Below are 18,788 nucleotides of genomic sequence, written 5' to 3'. Positions count from 1 at the left end.
GCGGTCTTCTTTCGGTCACACGCACACGCGCCTGCGCTCACGCTTCCGGCACGTAGTGGAGCAGAACTATGCCCTCGTTCTCTGACCGTCTCGCCGCCGCGGTTCGCGCTAAGGGGCCGCTGTGCGTGGGCATCGACCCGCGCTGGGAGGCGCTACCGCGGGCCATCCGCGAGCGCCACCGCGTCGTGCTCGGGGCGGACTACCAGAGCGCGGCGTGGGCGTTCGCCGAGTTCGGGCAGCGCGTGCTCGAACTGGTCGTGCCGTACTGCGGGATCGTGAAGCCGCAGGCCGCGTTCTTTGAGCTGTTCGGGCCGCCCGGTATGGTCGCTCTCCAAACCCTGCTCGCGCGGGCGCGGCGGATGAACCTGGTGACCATCCTCGACGCGAAGCGCGGGGACATCGCCTCCACCGCGACCGCCTACGCGGACGCCGCGTTCACGGGCTGCGCCATCGACGGCAGCACGCTGCCGGTGTGGGACGCCGACGCGCTGACGATCAACCCGTACCTCGGTCGCGACGCGGTGGAGCCGTTCCTCACCGCCGCGAAGAAGGGGGACCGCGGGGTGTTCGTGCTGGTGCGCACCAGCAACCCGGGCGCGGGGCTGTTCCAGGACCTCGTGTGCAACGGGAAGCCGGTGTACCGCCACGTCGCGGAGGAAGTGGCCCGCTGGAACGCCCCCACCCGCGGTGAGAGCGGGCTGGGCGATGTCGGGGCGGTTGTCGGCGCCACCCACCCACGGGAACTGGTCGAGTTGCGCGCGGCGATGCCCGACGTGTGGCTACTGGTGCCGGGGTATGGCGCGCAGGGCGGCACCGCGGCGGACGTTAAGGCCGCGTACCGCCCCGACGGGCTGGGCGCGATCGTGAACAGTTCGCGCGGGGTGACGTTCCCATTCCAGCCCGATGATCGCGACTGGGAGGCGCAGATCGTCGCCGCCGCTCAGAAGGCGCAAGCCGAGTTGCGGGCCTGATACGTGAATTCGCAATGGGTGTCGCTTTTGTTGACGAGCCACGACCGTATAACACTACTCCGTTACTTCGCCACAACCAATTACAGTAGAGCGGTTTGTGGTGATCTGCACCTACAGGTTTGTGCACCCGCAATGGGCTCAAATCTCAGCGATTCTGGCGAGTCCGTTCACGAGAACAGCAAACATCCCGGTGGGGCGGTGAGCATTCCATTTGCCTCAAGTCCAGATCCTACAAGATTTTAAGGCGATATTTTTTACATAAATCGTTGTAAAATAAGTAGTTATGGCGAGGTAACGGAGTAGTGCTAATCCGTCCACCCACACCCGTAACCGGCCCGTGTCCCACGCGGCGGTGGGCACCTCCGGGTTCCCCTCTCGAGCGGCCCCAGACCAACCCCGTACGAACCCACCTCTTGGGCCAGCAATACGGGCGACACTTCGGCCCCGTTCGGCGCGGCCCCGGCCCGTTGCGCCGCGTGCCGCACCACTTGCAACAGGTTGTAGACCGACACTGCTAAGCCGAACAGCGCCGTCTTCGGGTACGCCAGCGTCTCCACCTCGCCGCGCAAGCCCTCCGCCAGCTCTTGGGACGCGCTCTCGATGGTCCGCCGGGTGTGGCTGCCACTTGCACCGCCGACAGGGCGTCCTCCGCCACGTCCGTAAGGACCCCGATGGTGCCGTGCCCCTCGTGCGTCGGTCGGTCCAACTCCACTTCCACCAACCGGAACTCCCATGCGGTCTCTGCGTGTCGCACCCGCGTCTGGTACACGCGCCCGGTCCCGGTGTGCCCGCAGTCCTGGCGCTCCCCCAACCGGGTCAACCCGACCCCGCCGTGGTGGCGGACCACAACCCCGGCCCCGCTCCGCCGCATGCCGATCAGGAACGCCTCGGTGCAAAACCCGCTATCGGCGATGACCACATCACCGGCCCCACACCAGCCCCGGAACTGGGGGGCAGCGACCGCTCGTTGGCGTGGCCGTCCTCGTGCAACAGAACCTGAAGGAACACGCCGGTCGCTTGGTCCCGCAGGACCAGGGCTTGACCGGGCAAGGCCGCGGGCAACCCGGACAGGTCGGCGAGCCGGTTCTGGGTCGCGGCCAAGTGGTTCCCGTCGAGGGTCAGGAACCGGGTGGTTCCGGGGGCGTGTGGGTCGAGCAGCGGGGCGGCCCGCCCGGCGACGGCCTCGATGAGGGCGGCCACGGCGGTCGTTGGGTACTGCCGAATCGCTCGTAGATGCACTTGAGTGTAGCTATGGCGTGGAGGTGGGTGGCATCCCGGTAGGAGTGTCGGACGGACGTTTTGGATTCGAACACGACGGGCAGTAGGAGTTCGGCGAGGTGCGAAAAGGCGAGCTGGCGGGGGGGGGCGAGGGGGGTAAATGGGGTGCGGCGACGGTGTCGAGGAGCTCGGGCGACAGACAACTCTGAATCAACCCGTGGATCAGAACGGCCGCCGGCGCGCGCCACGAACCGCTGATAAATCGTGGCCGCATCCATGCGGAACTCTCGGAGAACGGAGAACGTACTCCGGGACTATAACGCTGTACCGTCAATAGTGAAAGCGGTAGGCTCTGGAGGCTAGGCCATTCACGGTCGATGAGGATATTATGAAATTTGCCACTCCAGAATTTTCAAGCGAATCGTGAGTGGCAATGCACTGTCACTCACGATTTGGCAACAACTGGCAATGGTCAGCCATCTGCCATAATGGCGGAAGGTATTTAAGATAAAAGACTTCAGCCAATAGCGGCCACCGTGAAAGGCCTGGCCCTGGAGGCGAGCTACGCGGGCCGCTCGACCGACCTCAATGAAGGAACGAGCCACGGGCGCGCGGAGATGCGGTTCTGTTTCGTCATGGACGACCTGGAGTTGATCCGGGACTGGGATGTATGCCCCCGGTTGCGGTCCGTCGTGGTGCTCGTCAGTAGTCGCACGGTCGCCGGTAAGACGAGCGATGAGGTGCGGTACTACATCCGCTCGCGAAAGGCGTCCGCTCGACGATGGAGTTCCCCACGAAAAGTAGACAGGTTTTAGCGGCCAGATTGATAATGCGTTCGCTCGTACTCGTCTGGGGCAGCGTGCCCCAGAGCCGAGCGCCTTCGGACCCGGTTGCAGAACGCCTCGATGTACTCGAAGATGCTGGCCTGGGCCTGGTCCCGCGTGGCGTCGTCCTCGTGGTGAACTAGCTCATGCCGGCTCATGTCTTACTTGGGATGTCGGCTGGTTTGGGCCGATCAGCGGTGGGGTGGGTGCCGAGCAGGATGCGGAGGAAGTCGTCGTTAACGAAATTGGGTCTGTGTAACTATTTGAGCATGGCGACATATTGCGACAAGAACCACTTGCTTACGCCGCGGAACGGGCGGAGGAAGTTGCGAAGCCCGGTCCACGTTCCTTCCATGGTGTTGGTGTGCACCTCACGAACCCCGTCCCCGTCGTCGTCCCGGGCCCACTCGCGGTTGGCCGGCGAGTGGCAAACGGTGGCGTGGGTTCGGCCCACCTTTGACAACCCACCGTACCCCTTCCACTCGTCCGTGTTCACCGTCGCGCCCGCGACCGTGGCCCCGGTCACGAACCCTTCGAGCGTCGCCCGATCCGTGTACCCAACGACCCGCCGGCGCACGGGTCCCGAGTCCCGGCCGACCGCACCGACCACCGGCGGGCGATCGTTGTCGAACGTACCGTGCCCGCGCCTCTTATTCGCCCGTGCCCGCGGCGGATCGGCCGGATCGGCGTGGCGGCGCCCTTTTTCCCCCGCATTCTGGAACATCTCATCGGCCTCCGTGACGGGGTCGGCCAACGCCGGTTGGGGCCACGCGTGCTCGGCCCACGCCTGAATCGGGTGGCGCCACGCCAGCAGCGAGGTTCGGCGGCACGTGAGCTCCCGAGCCCGTTGCGCGGTCGGGGTGCCCGGGACGATGCAACAACAGCACCGTCGACGACTGGCGCCGAGTGCCGTGCCGCTCGGTCCCGGTGAATGCGTTGAACACCCGCCCGCACTCGTCGCACCGGTGATCCGGGACCGCCTCGCGGCGCCGATACCGGTGCACACCGATGTGCTCCCGCGCGCCGCACTGGGGGCACCGCAACCCGTCCGGGTGCAGTCGCGCCCGCGGCTTCGCGTAGCACGCCGACTCGTCCATCAACTCGCCGAGCGGGAAGTCCATCGCATCGCCCCTGGCGCGAAAACCCGATGACCCCATCCTAATCGCGGACCGCCCGTCGCGACACCTCAACACCCCGTGCAAGACATGAGCCAAACTTTCAATAGCCCTGCCCGACGACTTCGCGGAACTCGGGCCGATTCGCGTGTAATTCTGATCGGCGTTGGCCCGCGGCGCGGCATGCTGGTAACCTAGTTCGCGTCTCTCTCCTCCGGACGCTGCCTCATGGATCTGTTCGCTCTCACGCTGTACTCGCGCGACCCCGTAAGCCAGCGGCTAATCCTGCACGCGATGCCGGTTATGATCGCCGTGCTGTGCTGCCTCGCCATCGCGTACCGCTATTACTCGGCGTTCCTCGCGGCGAAGGTGGCCGCGTTCGACGACACCCGCCCAACGCCCGCCGTGCGCCTCAACGACGGCCAGAACTACCACCCCACCAACCGCTGGGTGCTGTTCGGACACCACTTCGCCGCCATCTCGGGCGCGGGGCCGCTGATCGGGCCGGTGCTCGCCATTCAGTACGGGTTCGCGCCCGGGTTGGTGTGGCTCGTCATCGGCGTGTGCCTCGCGGGCGCGGTGCAGGACATGCTCGTGATGGCCGCCAGCGTCCGCCGCGACGGCAAATCCATCGCCGAGATCGCCCGGCACGAACTCGGCTATCCGGCGGCCGTCATCGCGTCGGTCGCGATCCTCTTTATCGTGGTGATCGCTCTCGCCGGCCTCGGCCTGGTCGTGGTGAAGGCGCTCGGCGGCGAGGAGGTGAAGTTGCCGAAGGGGACGCAAATTACGGTGCCCGTCGCCGAACGCGTCCGGGCCGAGCCGCAAGGGGGCGCGACCGTTCTGCACTTCCCGCCCGGGTGCTCCGTTCGGTACGAAGCGGCGGGGGCCGAAACCGCTCGCTCAGAACCGTTCGCCGTGCGCGTGCCCGGACCGATACCCGGGAACTGGCGTGCCGGGAAGGCGTCGGCGGACCCCACGGCGATAACCGAAACCGGCTCCCTTCACGTTTCGTACACGCACCCCACCGACTCGCTCACCTTTGTCACGCCCGCCGGCTGTGCGCAGGTGGTGGCCGGTTCGTCGTGGGGCACGTTTACCATCGCTTGCACCATCCCCATCGCGCTTCTGGTCGGGCTGTGGATGTACCGCATCCGGCCCGGGCGCGTGGTCGAGGCGTCGCTCATCGGGGGCGTGCTCACGCTCGCGGCGGTCGTGATCGGCGAGCCGGTGTCGCGGTCGGCGCTCGGGGCGTATTTCTCGCTCACGCGCGAGCAGACCATCGCCGCGCTCGGCACCTACGGGTTCGTCGCGGCCGTGTTGCCGGTGTGGCTGCTGCTCGGGCCGCGCGACTACCTGTCGAGCTTCCTGAAGATCGGCACCATCGGGCTGCTCGTTGTGAGTGTGTGCGTTGCGAACCCCGCCCTCCAGGCGCCGGCGCTGAACGAGGTGTTCATCAACGGCGGGCCGACCTTTCCCGGCCAGATCTTCCCGTTCGTGTTCATTTGCATCATGTGCGGATCGATCAGCGGGTTCCACGCGCTCGTCTCCAGCGGCACCACGCCGAAGATGGTGGAGAAGGAGTCTCACATCCGCACCATTGGCTACGGCTCCATGCTGATGGAGGGGCTGGTCGCCGTGACGGCACTCATCGCGGCGGCGGCGCTGCCGTCGGAGCTGTACTACGCTATCAACGTTCCGATCGACCACGAGGCCAAATGGAACGACGACCTCGACAGGGTGTACGATCGCTACGGCGTCAAGGTGCCGCCGGAGGCGGCCGACCCTGCGCACGCGACCAACGTCAGCTCGCCCCAGCACCTCGACTTGGGCCGGGTGGAAGAGAAGGTGGGCGGGGAGTCGCTCCGCGGGCGCACCGGCGGGGCGGTCACGCTGGCGGTCGGCATGTCGGTCATCTTCGAGCAGGCGTTCATGTGGCTCGGGGTGCAGGGCGAATCGCTGCTCAAGTACTGGTACCACTTCGCGATCATGTTCGAAGCGCTGTTCATCCTCACCACCATCGACGCGGGCACGCGCATCGCCCGGTTCCTGTTGCAGGAGAGCGTCGGGCGCGTTTATGCGCCGGTGGCGCGGCCGGACTGGCTCCCGGGCGCGGTGCTCGCCAGCGCGACCGTGACGCTGGGCTGGGTCGGGCTGGTGTGGACCGGCAGCATCACCACCATCTGGTCCATGTTCGGCATCGCGAACCAACTCCTCGCGGTGCTGGCCCTCGCGCTAGTCACCACGTGGCTCGTGAACAACGGGCGCGGCCGGTACGCGCTGGTCACGGCGCTGCCGATGCTGTTCGTGTGCAGCACGACGTTCACCGCCGGAACGCAGCTCGTGACGGGGCAGTTCGCGGGCATGATCTCCAGCGGGCGGGCGAAGGTTGAACAGGGGCAGCAGCAACTGGCCGGCGCCACCGGAGCCGCACACAAGGCGGCCGAGGACCTGATCGCCGCAGGGGAGAAGTCGATCTTCACCGGTTACATGAACGCCGGGCTCACCGTCTTCGTCATCACCTGCGTTCTCGCGCTGCTGCTCTGGTCGGCGGCGCGGTGGGCGAGCGTGTGGCTCGGCCCGCCCCGGCGCCCGAACGCGGATGGTACGGCATGACCCGGCACGCACGCGAAGCCGTCTCGCTCGCCCTCGCGGCGGCGCTCGGGGAACTGGCGCTCGTCGCCCTGATGACCGACTGGGCGCAGCCCGGGGCGAGCGCGCTCGTGCTCGGATTTCTGCTCGGGCCGCCGCTGTTCCTCGCGCTCGCGGCGTGGCGCCGCCGCGCCCACGCCGACCGCTCGCGGGTGCTGTTTTGGGTCGCCGTTGTGGTCGCGGTCGGCGGGTTGGGCGTGCTCGGCTTCGACCTGTACCGGTACGATTCCGACCCGCAGTTCCGCCGGACGCCGGGTATGAACCGCGTACTCGTGCCGGTCGTGCAGTGGGGCGTGCTCCTGGTGATCTGGGCCGGGATGACGTTCCAGGAAATGCGCGAGCGGCGCGCCGCGAGCCGGCGCTAGCGGTCGGCCCGTGCTCACTTCGCCGAGTGCAGTACGAGGTCGAACGTCGGGCGCGTGCTGCCGTCCTTGAACGTCGCCCCGGCCTTCGAGTAGGCAATGCGGTCGGGGTGCGTGGCGTCGCGCTCGAACTTCACCGACAGTTTCACGATACCGTACTCGGACAGCGGCTTCACCTCGCCGGCGTCGCACACGCCGTTGGCGTTGGCGTCGTGCCAGAGCGCGAGGGTGTCGAGTTCCGCACCCGAGATGACGCCATCGCGGTTGTCGTCGAGGGTGGCCATCGCATCGTGGCCGGTGCCCCAAAACAGCCAGAACGTTACGCTGCCAAACAATAACTGGCCGGCGGCCTACAGGCGACCCCAGGCGGTCCGAGACCGCGGCGCGCGATTCGGTTATGCCGGTCGCGCCGGCGCGGGGTAGAATAGGGGCGCGGAAGGACACGCGCCGACCGGTTGTGTAAGGTTCGCACACCGGCTAGGCTTATACTGTTGGATGCGCCGCTCGAAGGCTCCCTGAGGCACATCGGCCGTGGAAGACGACACCCCGTTCACCGCGGTGGACCGCGACCTGCTCAAGCGGTGCCTGAACCGTGACCCCGGGTCGTGGAACGACTTCGTGGACCGGTTCCTCAGTCTCATTTACCACACCATCGGGTACACCGCGCACCTCCGTAGCGCCCGTGTGGGGCCGGAAGACGTTGAGGACATCGCGGCCGAAGTGCTGCTCCAGATCGTCGCAAACAACTTCAAGGTGCTGCGCGAGTTCCGCAAGCAGTCCAGCCTCGCAACCTACCTCACGGTCATCACCCGCCGCACCTGCATTCACGAGCTAGTCCGCCGGCAGAAAGTGAAAGATGCGATCCGCCGGGGCGAGTCGCGCCTGCCGGAGCCGGAGCCGGACGACGCCCCCGTTGCTCAGAAAGGAATGGAAAGCCTGGAAGAAGTGGAGAAGCTGCTCAACCGGCTCTCCGGGCCGGAGCGCGAAATCGTCCGGCTCTACTACCTGGAAGGGCGGACGTACGAGGAGATCAGCACCGAGACCGACGTACCGGTCAACACCATTGGCGCGGTGCTGTCGCGGGCGCGGAAAAAGCTCCGGGCGTCGGTCGCCGCGTCCGGCACCGAACTCCCCGTGCTGGCCAACAGCTTGAGGCCGGCCGCAGCCCCCAAACCGCCGCTGAGCGCGGTCATCAAGCCAAGCAAACCGAGCAAGACCAAGCGGGAACCGCTCCCGGGCGACAAGACCGAAGTGCCCGAGTAACGCAAGGTGATTCGCAAAACCCTTGGGCGGCAAGTTGGCCGTCACTGGGGGGCCGACGCGTGCGAGCGCGGGTTGCTCAGTTGGGCCACTCTGCCAGGATGCTGCCCGCCAAGGGCAGCCGGTGAGTTCGGGTTGAATTCTCGCGGCCGAGCCGCCACCATTCTGGAATGCTGTTCGAGTCCGCACACCTTCGCGTTACCTGCGAGTACGGCACCGCCACGCTGTGGCTGGCGTTCCCCGGCGACCCGGTGAACGCCCTCGACGCGCCGCGGCTCGCGGAACTCGACTCCGCACTCGGGGCGGTCGAGCGCAGCCTCTTCGTTCACACACTCGTGGTGCGCTCCGCGAAGCCGTTCGGCTTCTGCGCGGGGCTGCACCCCGATGTCGCGCGCGTCACCGACCGGGCCACCTTCGCGGGGCGCGGGCAGCGCGTGCTCGCCCGAATCGGCGCGCTCCCGTTCGCGACGGTCGCGTTCATCGACGGGCCGTGTCTGGGCGCAGGCTTCGAACTGGCGCTCGCGTGTGACCACCGGCTGTGCGTGTCCGCGCCGCACACCTTGCTCGGGTTCCCGGGCCGGTTCGCGTGCTTCGGCGGGAGCAACCGCCTGCGGAAGCGGCTCGGGAAGCGGGCCGGCGCGTTCATCGAATCCGGCCGGACGGTGTCCGGTCGGGAAGCACGCGACCTGGGGCTCGTGGACCGTGCGTTTTGTACCCGTCGGGCCAAGATCGAGCTGCGCACCTTCCTCGACGAGCGGGAACGTCGCCCCTACGCCCCTGACCGCGTGCCGGACGAAACCGGGTTCGCGCACGAGCGCCGCGCCTTCGCGCAGGTCGCAGCCGAGAGCCTGAGCGCCCGGGCGCGCGCCCCGCAGGACGCGGACACGTTGCTCGCCCGCGGGTTCATCACGCCGCTCGAAGCCGAGCAGATGCGGGCGCGCGCCGCGGCCCCCACGCCCGCCCCGGCGGCCGAACCCGAACCCGCGCTCTGCAGGGCCGCGTGACATGGGCGAACCCGACCCGACCGCACCGAAACTCGCGCCCGCGCGCGACCGCGTCGGCCCCATCAACGAGCGCCTCGCCCCGCTATACCCCGAGTTCGAGGGCCTCAACTACGCCAACCCGTTTCAGCTCCTCGTCGCGGTCGTGCTGTCGGCCCAGTGTACCGACAAGCGGGTGAACACTATCACGCCGGCGCTCTTCGCGCGGTTCCCGACCGCCGCCGACATGGCGACCTGCGACATCCGGGAGTTGGAGCAACTCGTCAAGCCGTCCGGGTTCTACAAGAACAAGGCCAAGAACATCCGCGCCGCGTGCGTGGAGATGGTCGCCCGGTTCGGCGGCCAAGTGCCCACCGACCTCGACGACCTCGTGAGCTTGCCCGGCGTGGGCCGCAAGACCGCGAACGTGATCCGCGGGCACGCGTTCGAGACCCCCGGCGTGACGGTGGACACGCACGTCGGGCGGCTCTCGCGGCGCCTCGGGCTCACCCGCCACCAGAGCCCCGTAAAAGTGGAACTGGCGCTCGCGGAGATCGTGCCGCAGGCCGAGTGGCTGCACTTCAGCGGCCGGCTCATCATGCACGGGCGGAAGGTCTGCCTGGCGCGCAAGCCGCGGTGCGAGCAGTGCGCGGTCGCGGACCTGTGCCCCAAGGTCGGGGTGAAGGGGCTGGCTGCTTCCCGGCGCCGGAAGAAAAAAGCAAAACCGGATTCACCGCAGAGGGCACAGAGGGCGCAGAGAGAGCCGGAGAGTAAATAAGACCCTGTCGCCCTCTCGTGCCCTTTGGCCGCCGCGGTGGAACTCTCATGGCCCTCGCCACGCACACCCTTCTGGACCGGTTCCTGCGGTACGTCCGCATCGACACCAAGGCGGACGAGCGGTCCACGTCGTACCCGAGTTCGCCGGGGCAACTCGTGCTGGGCGCGATGCTCCGCGACGAACTCCTGGCCCTGGGGCTGAAAGACGCGGTGCAGGACGAACACGGCCTCGTGTTCGCGACCGTCCCCGGCAACGTGGCCGGCGCCCCCACGATCGCGTTCAACGCCCACGTGGACACGAACCCCGAGAACAGCGGGAAGGACGTGCAGCCGCAGGTCATCCGCGACTACCGCGGCGGCGACATCGTTCTGCCGAAGGACACCTCGAAGGTGATCCGGGTCGCGGAGAACCCGGAGCTGAACGGCCTGATCGGCAAGACCATCATCACCACCGACGGCACGACCCTGCTCGGCGCCGACGATAAGGCGGGGGTGGCGGTCATCATGGAAGCCGCGCGGCTGCTGACGGAGAACCCGCAGATCCCGCACGGCCCGGTGCGGATCGTGTTCACCTGCGACGAGGAGATCGGGTTCGGCGTCAAGCACCTCGAGCCGGCGCAGATCGGCGCGGCGGTGGCGTACACGCTCGACGGCGCGGGCAGCGGCGAGATCGAGGACGAGACGTTCTCCGCGGACGCCGCGACCGTCACCATTACGGGCGTGAACATCCACCCGTCGATCGCGAAGGGGCGGATGGTGAACGCGGTGCGCCTGGCGGCGATGTTCGTCGACCGCCTGCCGCAGCGGACGATGAGCCCCGAAACCACCGACGGCCGGCAGGGGTTCCTGCACCCGATCACGATCGAGGGCGGGGCCGGCGAGGTGAAAATCGGGTTCATCCTGCGAGACTTCGACACCGCGCAGCTCGCGGTCCAGGCCGACCTGCTGCGCGAGATCGCCCGTCAGGTCGAGCGCGAGCACCCGGCCGCGAAGGTGACCGTCGAGACGCGCAAGCAGTACCGCAACATGAAGGACGGGATCGCGCGGCTGCCGGCGGCGGTGACGCGCGCCGCGGAGGCGGTGCGGCGGGCCGGGATGGAGCCGAAGCACAAGATCATCCGCGGCGGCACGGACGGCTCGCAGCTCACCGAAAAGGGCCTGCCGACGCCGAACCTCTCGACCGGCGAACACAACCCCCACTCGCCGCTCGAGTGGACGTGCCTGGAGGAGATGGAGGCCGCCGTCCGCGTGGTGCTGGAGCTGTGCCAGGTGTGGGCCGAGAAGTGACCCGGGTGCGAGTGATACCAAATCCAGTAGTTTCAAGTTGGGCGATTTATGAGTAGCGGGCCGCATGGGTTTACCGGTCAATGGTGGTTACCACGCCTCCACTGTCGGAGCCCCCATGCGACCCAAACGTCAGTCTATCCGAGCCACCCCGGCCCACGCCACCCGGCACCTCCGTCCGGTCCTGACCGACTGGCTCGGCCGTGCGGTCCAACTGCCCAAGCGTCGCCGCACCTGTACACCCGAGGTGGTGTGGCGGGTGGTGCTGTTCGCCGCGGCGTTCGCCCGCTCGGTGGCCGCGGCCTGTGCCGCGATCGCCGACGCCCCGTCCGGGCAGGCCATCTGGGATTGCTTGTACCTCACGCTGCCCAAGCGGCGCCGCACCCTCGAGCGGCGGTTGCGGCCGGCCCTCCACGCCCCGCTCGGCAAGCGGAAGCGGGCGGCTCGGGTCGCGATCGACTACCACCGGATCGGGTACTTCGGGACGCCGAACCGGGACACCACCCGGTCCAAGGGGGCCGGCGGCACCCACACGTTCCACACGTACGCCACCGCGTGCCTCGTCGGGGGACCGGACCGGTACACGCTCGGGTTGACGGCCGTGGGCGAGAAGGAGCCGATGACCGCGGTGCTCACCCGGCTGTTGGATCAGGTGACGGCGGCACGGGTTACGGTCCGGGTCGCGCTGCTGGACAAGGCGTTCTTCTCGATCGCGGTGATGCGGTTGCTCCAGGCGCGGGGTGTGCCGTTCGTGATCCCGGCCGTGGTCCGGGGCCGCAAGCCCCGGCCCGGGGTGAAGGGGGTCGGGTTGCGGGCCGTGCGGCGGCGGGGCGCGGGTCGATATGCGTACACCCACGCGGATCGGGGCACCTCGGTGCGGGTGCACGTGGTGATCGCTCACAAGAGCTACCGGTACCGGCGGACCGGGGGCCGGCGGAGCAAGAAGTTACTGTACGCGGCGTGGCGGGTGAGCGGGAGCCCGGTGGCGATTCGGGACCTGTACCGGACCCGATTCGGGATCGAGAGCAGCTACCGCCAGTTGGGGCAGGTTCGGCCCCGGACCTCGACCACCGATGGGGTCGTGCGACTCCTGTGGGTGGCCGTCGGGCTGATCCTGCGTAACGCCTGGTTGTGGTCCCGCTCAGCCCGCGGCCTCGGGTGGACACTGGCGGCGGTATGCCTGATACTGTTGGCCGATGGGCTGGCACCTACAGATGGCGAAAATAAGTCCATTACTACTGCACGATCGGCCAACAAAACCAAGCCGCCAACTTGAAACTACTGAAATCCGGTTGAAGAGTAACGGCGTGTGGGTAAGCGTCACATTACTGCGTCCCGGGTAGTTAACGTTCCCGCAACGCTTCAGCCTGCTGAACTGGCCTTTCGCTTTCCTGCGGTTTGTCGAGAATCGCGGGCATGACGCGTGCGGCCCCGATTCTCGATGCCGCCTTCGTCGCCGCGTTCCGCTCCGGCACCCTGACCCCGGACCAGGCCGAAGCGGTTCTCCCGCGTGACCGGGCCGCCGCCATCTTCTTCCTCCAACTCAGCAGCACCCTCGGCCCACCCACACCGGCCAGCGGTGCCCACCAGCCGTCCGGTTCCATTCCGCCTTACGCCAAGCCGCCCGCACCACCGCGTCGCAAGAAACGCGGTGCCCAACCCGGGCACGCAGGTGCCGCCCGACCCCGTCCCGAACAGATCGACCGCCGAGAAGTGCACCAACTCCCCGCCTGCCCCACGTGCGGCGGCAACCTCACCCGCACCCGGCGTTCCCGCACCCGCATCGCCGAGGACATCCCCGCCGACCTGAAACCCGTCGTCACCGAGCATACGATCCACCGCGACTGGTGCCCGTGCTGCCGGAAGCAGGTCGACCCCCAGGTCCCCGACGCGTTACCCAGCCGGATCACCGACCTGGCGGTCAGCGACTGGGCGCACGCGCACGCCCGGCGGCTGGGGAAGCGACTGCACAAGTACGGTGAGAACCTGCTGACGTTCGTGGAATTCGAAGGCGTCCCGTCGAGCAACAACCACGCGGAACGGGAGGTGCGCCCGGCGGTTCTGATTGGGAAGGCCAGTTACGGCAACCCGAGCGAGCGTGGCGCGCGGACACGGTCGGTGTTGATGAGCGTGGTGCGGACATTGAAGAGGCGGGGGCTGGATCCGATGAGTACGGTCGTCGATGCCTTGCGAAGCTACGCGACGACCGGGACACTGCCACCCCTGCCGGAGAAAGCCAGTTCAGAAGGCGGAAGCGTTACACGGAACGGCCCTGCTCAAATCTCGAACGCAAAACTTGGGGTTGATTCCCCCTCCGCGCATCTGACACAATCCCCCAACTCTCGGATTCCGGGTCACGGACTCAGACCCGCAATCGCCCGGTTCGTACGGGGACACGGATGTCGTCTGTCAGCTTCGCACCGTCGAATTCCGCCGCGCCCGCCGCATCCCAATCGCGCCTCGCGCTGTGGCAGGGCGTTGCGCTCGTCGCCGCGCTCGGCTGGGCCTACCTGCCCATGCTCCGCGTGTTCGCCGACAAGTGGATCAACGACCCGCAGTACTCGCACGGGGTGCTGGTGCCGTTCTTCTCCGCGTTCCTGATCTGGCGCGGCGCGAAGGGCTCCGCCCTGGTCCTCCGGCCGCTCCCCGTGATCGGGTGCGGGCTGCTCGTCGCCATCCTCGTGCTGCGGGCCGCAGCCGGCGCCCTGCTGTTCCACCAGCTCGACGCGGCCTCGCTGCTGCTGGCCCTCGTGGGCGTCGCGCTCGCGGCGGGCGGGGTGCCGCTGCTCAAGCTCGTCGGCCCGGGCATCCTGTTCCTCGTGTTCATGATCCCGCTGCCCTACGAACTCGAGCGCAACGTCGGCGGGCCGCTGAAGACGGCCGCGACCGTCGCCAGCACGTTCCTGCTCCAGACGCTCGGCCAGCCGGCCATCCGCGACGGCAACCTGATCCTCATCGACGAGGTGCGGCTGGGCGTGGTGGACGCGTGCAGCGGGCTGAAGATGATGGTCACGTTCGCCGCCTTCTCGGTGGGCGCGGTGCTGATGATGACCCGCAGCCGGTTCGAGAAGTTCATGGTGGTGCTCGGCATCGCCCCGATCGCGGTGCTGACCAACGTGCTCCGCATCACCGCCACCGGGGTGAGCTTCGCCTTCATCTCCGACAAGGGTACGCGGGACTTCCTGCACGACGCGTACGGCTACCTCATGATGCCGCTGGGCCTGGCGCTGCTGGGCGCCGAGGTGTGGGCGCTCAAGCGGCTCGTGGTCGACGAAACGGCGGCCTGACCCCGCCCCTCCCGGCGGGAGGGGTTCGCGACGCGGCGCGGGCCGACGTCGGTTATTCTTCCCTTCCCTTTCGGGAAGGACCGGGGGAGGCGTTTTCGCCCCCGTCACTAAACCTGAACGGACTCAGGGCCAATGACCGGACCCACCTTCGCCACCCACGCGCCCGCCTCGCCGCCGAGGGCACCGCGCCCCGCTCCGAAGACGGGCGAGCGGCCGGACGACGCGGCCGGCGCGCGCATCCTGGTGTACCTGAAGCTGCACTGGCTGATGGTCCTGTTCTGCGGCACGCTGATCGGCGCCGCCGGGGCCGCCGTGGCCTGGGAGCTGCTCGCCAGCAAGTACGAGTCGTACGGGCTGTTCCGGGTGTCCGCGGTCCCGATCAACGTGGTGAACCACAACAGCAACAGCCAGCCCCGCGCCGACTTCGCCACCTACGTCAAAACCCTGACCACGCAGCTCAGGTCCGAGGACGTGCTGAACGCGGCGCTGCGCGACATCAAGGACCTGCCCACCATCAAAGCCCAGAAGGACCCGCTCAAGTTCCTCGAAGAGGAACTGGATATTCGGGGACCGGAGGGCGAGGTGATTCGCATCACGTTCAAGGGGCACGAGCCCGAGGACGCGCGAAAGATCATTAACGCGGTCCAGAAAGCGTTCGTGGAGCGCGTTCAGGCGCAGAACGCGCAACAGATCCAGAAGATCGCGGAGCAGTCCGGCGAGGCGCAGAAGCGGATGGAGCAAATCGTCCGCACCGACCGGCGACCCAAAAGCGGCGGCGCCGGCGTGGTGACGGCTGGCGGTGCGACCGCGCCGGCCCCGCTGCCGGCGCCCCCAGGCGCCCCGGGCACGCCGGCCGGCGGAGCAGCACCGACCCTGACCCAGACGGACCGCGCGATCTACACTCAGGAGCCCGGGCTCGCCACCAAAGATTACTGGATGCGGAAACAGCAAGTCGAGCAGCTCACCTTGAACCTGAACGCCCTGACGCGCAACCGAGATGTGCTCCAGTCGCAACTGAAGGCGATTCAGGATTCGCCCACCCAACCGCTCATTGCGGAGCGGGTCGAGAACGACGGGGACGTGAGCGCCGCGCGGCGGCTGATGGTCGAGGCACAAATCACCTGGATGAAGTACGCCGGGAACAGCGAGGACCCGAACGGCCCCGCGATCCAGGAGTTCCGGAAGACCTACGAGGCCTACAAGAGACGGTACGAGGCCCTCAAGGACGAAAAGATCAAGACGATCGAGGGGGTCCGCAAGCTCCAGGAAGCCAAGCCGCTCGCGGCGGAACTGCAGGCGGTGATTTTCAAGGTCCAGGAGCACCAGGAGAAGTGCGACGAGGCGAAGAAGGCGCTCGCCCTGCTCGAGAAGTACCTGGCCGAACTCCCGCCAGGGGAGCGGGGCGGCCTCACGCAGGCCCGCTTCGAGAAGGAGTACAACCCGGATGACAGCCGCCTCGCGGTGACCGACGGGATCTGGCGCGAGCTGATGCAGCAGTACCACCTCACGCAGCTCGAGCTCGAGGCGCCGGCCCGCATCTCGGTGCTCCAGCAGGCGTCCACGCCCACGCAGAAGGACACCAAGAAGCAGCTCCTGGGCACCGGGTTCGCGAGCGTCATCGGGTTCGTGCTGATGGGGCTCGGGGTGGTCGGGTACGAGACCGTGTCGCGCCGGGTCAGCTCGCTGGCGGACGTGCGGGCCGCGGTGCCTACGCCGGTGGTGGGCGTGATCCCGGGGCTGCCCACCGACGCGGCGGGCAAGGACCCGGTGCGCCGGGCCGCGGCGAACGAGGCCATCGACAAGCTCCGCGCCTACGTCTCGCAGACGTGGCTCAGCCGCGGCGCCACCGCCATCACGGTCACCAGCCCCATCGGCGACGAGGGCAAGGCGTTCACCGCGTTCGGGCTGGCGAGCAGCCTGGCCCAGGCCGGGTACAAGACCCTGCTGGTCGACTTCGACCTGCGCGAGCCGGCCATCCACCCCTATGCGGGCGTTCCGAACGCCGCCGGCGTGTGCGAGCTGCTACGGGCGGAGACGGACATGCGGTCGGTGGTGCAGTTCCTGCCGAGCGGGCTGCACCTGCTGCCGGCCGGGAAGTGGTCCGACGAGGCCCGCAAGGCCGCGACCGGCGAGAAGCTCGAGGCCCTGCTCGCCAAGCTGCGGGAGCCGTACGACTGCGTCGTGATCCACGGGCACGCGCTGCTCACCGTCGCGGAGTCGGTGGAGGTGGCCCGGCGGTGCGAGGCGGTGCTGGTGTGCGCCCGGTACCGCGAGACCGCCACCCCGCTGCTGAAGCGGGCCGCGGAGCGGGTCGCGACGATGGAGATCCCGTTCTCGGGCGTCGTGTATGTCGGCGCCACCGAGCAAGAGGCGCTGTGCTGAAAGCGCTTCCGCGCCCGCCCCGCGCTCCGAAGTTCGGAGCGCGGGGCGGGCGCGGAAGCGTGAGCGACGCGCGCACCCTACCCCGCCTCACGAGCGGGCCGCGCGTCGGGACTTCGCCCCTCTCCGGTTCGGGAGGGCCGGAGGGTGGGGTCCTTCGACGAGGAGCATCATGATGAAGCCGCTCACGTTCTGTTCGGTCCTCGCGCTGGTCGTGTGCGGGGCGTTCGTTCACGGCGCCGTCACGCAGCGCTGGAACATCGTCGCCTCGAACACCGCGCGCACCGACCGGCTCCACAACCTCGAGGTGAAGTTCGAGGACTTGCGGTCCGAGCCGGTGGACACCGAGATGCCGCTCAACGAGCGCAGCGTCGCCACCAGCCGGCGGTACTTCGGCGCGGGCGGGGCGGTCGCGGTGGTGAGCTTCATCAGCGGCATCCCGGGGTCGGTCGCGACCCACACGCCGGACGTGTGCTACCCGGGCAGCGGGTACAAGACGCTCCGCGCCCCCCGCAAGGAGACGTTCGAGGTGAACGGCGTGCCGGCCGCCGTGTACGTCGCGGACTTCGAGAAGAAGACGCAGACGAAGGTGGACCGCGTGCGGGTGCGGTGGGCCTGGACCACCGACGGCGCCTGGGTCGCCCCGGACAACCCCCGGTGGCAGTTCGCCAGCCAGCTCCGCGCCCCGACCATCTACAAGGTGTACATCGCGTCGAGCCTGCCCGAATCCGACGCCGACGGGGCCGAAGACGATCCGGTCGTGAAGGGGTTCGTGGCCGCGACGTGGGCGCAGTACGCCGCCGAGTGCGCCCGCCCGTGAGGCCGCCCGACCGTCCGCCCGACACCACGCGAGTTCGCACCCGAGGAACAAGGATGTCTCCCGTACGAACCAGCCCGAGGTCCGCGTTGCGAGCCCCTTTACCACAGCCCCCGCGTTCGCGCCGCGCCGGCCCCGCCCCGGCCCCGGGGCCGCTGTCGCGCGGCGAGCGGGCGAAGGCGGCGGCGGACGTCGCGCTCGCGGCGCTCATGCTGATCCCGGCCCTGCCCGCGGTGCTGGCGTGCGCGGCGCTGGTGAAGCTCACCTCGCGCGGGCCGGCCGTGTACACCCAGGCCCGGGTCGGGCGCGGCGGGGCCGTGTTCACGCTGTACAAGCTCCGCACCATGTACCACGACTGCGAGAAGCTGACCGGGCCGCGGTGGAGCACCCCGGGCGACTCCCGGATCACCCCCCTGGGCCGCGTGCTGCGCAAGCTCCACCTCGACGAGCTGCCGCAACTGCTCAACGTGCTGCGGGGCGAGATGAGCCTCGTGGGGCCGCGCCCGGAGCGCCCCGAGATCGTGAAGAAGCTCCGCGATGTGGTCGTCGGGTACGACCGCCGGCACGCGGTGCGCCCCGGGATCACCGGGTTCGCGCAGGTTCACCTGCCGCCGGACACCTGCGTCCGCAGCGTGCGGAACAAGCTCGTGTACGACCTGTTCTACATCCGCAATCGGTCCTGGCGGATGGAACTGTTCCTCCTGTTCGCCACCGGGCTGAAGACGCTCGGGCTGAAGCGCCTGTACCACCGCGCCCCGCGCGTGCCGACGGAGTAACGACCGATTCACCGCAGAGGGCGCAGAGATCGTTTCGGCCTCGTGCCCGCGTTTTCTCCGCGCCCTCCCGCGCCCTCTGCGGTGAA

The 18,788-nt window shown here is 68.5% G+C and carries 15 protein-coding genes and 3 pseudogenes; 14 read left to right on the top strand and 4 right to left on the bottom strand.

Features of this window, described 5'->3' with window-relative positions; all coding sequences use genetic code 11:
- The first annotated feature begins 68 nt into the window (after positions 1-68).
- Complete coding sequence (gene pyrF, locus GobsT_RS36630; RefSeq protein WP_010041143.1) at positions 69-971, top strand: orotidine-5'-phosphate decarboxylase; 903 nt, start codon at positions 69-71, stop codon at positions 969-971.
- 876 nt (positions 972-1,847) lie between these two features.
- On the opposite strand, the gene GobsT_RS36625 is transcribed toward pyrF, so the two are convergent.
- A complete protein-coding gene (locus GobsT_RS36625) occupies positions 1,848-2,171 on the bottom strand; it encodes a hypothetical protein (protein WP_010041149.1) in 324 nt (107 codons plus the stop codon).
- A 566-nt stretch (positions 2,172-2,737) separates the two neighbouring features.
- On the opposite strand from GobsT_RS36625, the pseudogene GobsT_RS36620 reads away from it, so the two are divergent.
- A pseudogene (locus tag GobsT_RS36620) lies at positions 2,738-2,980 on the top strand (ISAs1 family transposase); the annotation flags it as partial.
- A gap of 20 nt (positions 2,981-3,000) precedes the next feature.
- On the opposite strand, the pseudogene GobsT_RS36615 reads toward GobsT_RS36620, so the two are convergent.
- Together GobsT_RS36615 and GobsT_RS36610 are read right to left on the bottom strand one after the other, a co-directional pair.
- Positions 3,001-3,165 (bottom strand): annotated as a pseudogene (locus tag GobsT_RS36615) (IS3 family transposase); the annotation flags it as partial.
- Positions 3,166-3,272: 107 nt separating this feature from the next.
- The gene (locus GobsT_RS36610) at positions 3,273-4,019 is read right to left on the bottom strand and encodes an IS1595 family transposase (RefSeq protein WP_109571379.1); all 747 of its coding nucleotides are present in this window, start codon (positions 4,017-4,019) and stop codon (positions 3,273-3,275) included.
- 337 nt (positions 4,020-4,356) lie between these two features.
- Here GobsT_RS36610 and GobsT_RS36605 point away from each other — a divergent pair, with 337 nt between their 5' ends.
- Positions 4,357-6,744, top strand: coding sequence for a carbon starvation CstA family protein (locus tag GobsT_RS36605; RefSeq protein WP_010041159.1), 2,388 nt, complete (start codon positions 4,357-4,359; stop codon positions 6,742-6,744).
- Positions 6,741-7,145, top strand: coding sequence for a hypothetical protein (locus GobsT_RS36600; protein ID WP_010041162.1), 405 nt, complete (start codon positions 6,741-6,743; stop codon positions 7,143-7,145). The genes GobsT_RS36605 and GobsT_RS36600 overlap by 4 nt, the downstream gene beginning before the upstream one ends.
- Before the next feature lie 14 nt (positions 7,146-7,159).
- Here the strand turns inward: GobsT_RS36600 and GobsT_RS36595 are convergent, their stop codons facing one another.
- Positions 7,160-7,426, bottom strand: a complete 267-nt coding sequence (locus tag GobsT_RS36595) for a hypothetical protein (RefSeq protein WP_010041164.1) — start codon at positions 7,424-7,426, stop codon at positions 7,160-7,162.
- A gap of 247 nt (positions 7,427-7,673) precedes the next feature.
- Here GobsT_RS36595 and GobsT_RS36590 point away from each other — a divergent pair, with 247 nt between their 5' ends.
- The 10 genes and pseudogenes from GobsT_RS36590 (at position 7,674) to GobsT_RS36545 (ending at position 18,702) form a co-directional block, all read left to right on the top strand.
- Complete coding sequence (locus GobsT_RS36590; protein ID WP_010041166.1) at positions 7,674-8,405, top strand: RNA polymerase sigma factor; 732 nt, start codon at positions 7,674-7,676, stop codon at positions 8,403-8,405.
- Between the two features lie 167 nt (positions 8,406-8,572).
- Positions 8,573-9,406 carry an enoyl-CoA hydratase/isomerase family protein gene (locus GobsT_RS36585; protein WP_010041167.1) on the top strand — a complete coding sequence of 278 codons (834 nt, stop codon included), beginning with the start codon at positions 8,573-8,575 and terminating at the stop codon, positions 9,404-9,406.
- Position 9,407: 1 nt separating this feature from the next.
- A complete protein-coding gene (gene nth / locus GobsT_RS36580; protein WP_010041168.1) occupies positions 9,408-10,160 on the top strand; it encodes an endonuclease III in 753 nt (250 codons plus the stop codon).
- 47 nt (positions 10,161-10,207) lie between these two features.
- Positions 10,208-11,446, top strand: coding sequence for a peptidase T (gene pepT, locus GobsT_RS36575; protein ID WP_010041170.1), 1,239 nt, complete (start codon positions 10,208-10,210; stop codon positions 11,444-11,446).
- Positions 11,447-11,561: 115 nt separating this feature from the next.
- On the top strand, positions 11,562-12,719 hold the full coding sequence (locus GobsT_RS36570) for a transposase (RefSeq protein ID WP_010033207.1): 1,158 nt from the start codon (positions 11,562-11,564) through the stop codon (positions 12,717-12,719).
- A 140-nt stretch (positions 12,720-12,859) separates the two neighbouring features.
- A pseudogene (locus tag GobsT_RS41390) lies at positions 12,860-13,540 on the top strand (IS66 family transposase zinc-finger binding domain-containing protein); the annotation flags it as partial.
- A 302-nt stretch (positions 13,541-13,842) separates the two neighbouring features.
- Positions 13,843-14,730: an exosortase/archaeosortase family protein gene (locus GobsT_RS36560; protein WP_010050624.1), complete on the top strand. Its 888-nt coding sequence runs from the start codon at positions 13,843-13,845 to the stop codon at positions 14,728-14,730.
- Between the two features lie 132 nt (positions 14,731-14,862).
- Positions 14,863-17,112, top strand: a complete 2,250-nt coding sequence (locus GobsT_RS36555; RefSeq protein ID WP_010050623.1) for a tyrosine-protein kinase domain-containing protein — start codon at positions 14,863-14,865, stop codon at positions 17,110-17,112.
- A gap of 169 nt (positions 17,113-17,281) precedes the next feature.
- Positions 17,282-17,929, top strand: coding sequence for a hypothetical protein (locus GobsT_RS36550; protein ID WP_010050314.1), 648 nt, complete (start codon positions 17,282-17,284; stop codon positions 17,927-17,929).
- A gap of 53 nt (positions 17,930-17,982) precedes the next feature.
- The gene (locus tag GobsT_RS36545) at positions 17,983-18,702 is read left to right on the top strand and encodes a sugar transferase (RefSeq protein WP_109571381.1); all 720 of its coding nucleotides are present in this window, start codon (positions 17,983-17,985) and stop codon (positions 18,700-18,702) included.
- The last annotated feature ends 86 nt before the right edge of the window (positions 18,703-18,788 follow it).

It is taken from the genome of Gemmata obscuriglobus (assembly GCF_008065095.1).
GTDB classification, from domain to species: domain Bacteria; phylum Planctomycetota; class Planctomycetia; order Gemmatales; family Gemmataceae; genus Gemmata; species Gemmata obscuriglobus.
The sequence above is the reverse complement of the archived record's forward strand: the minus strand, read 5'-3'. Positions and strand labels throughout refer to the sequence as shown.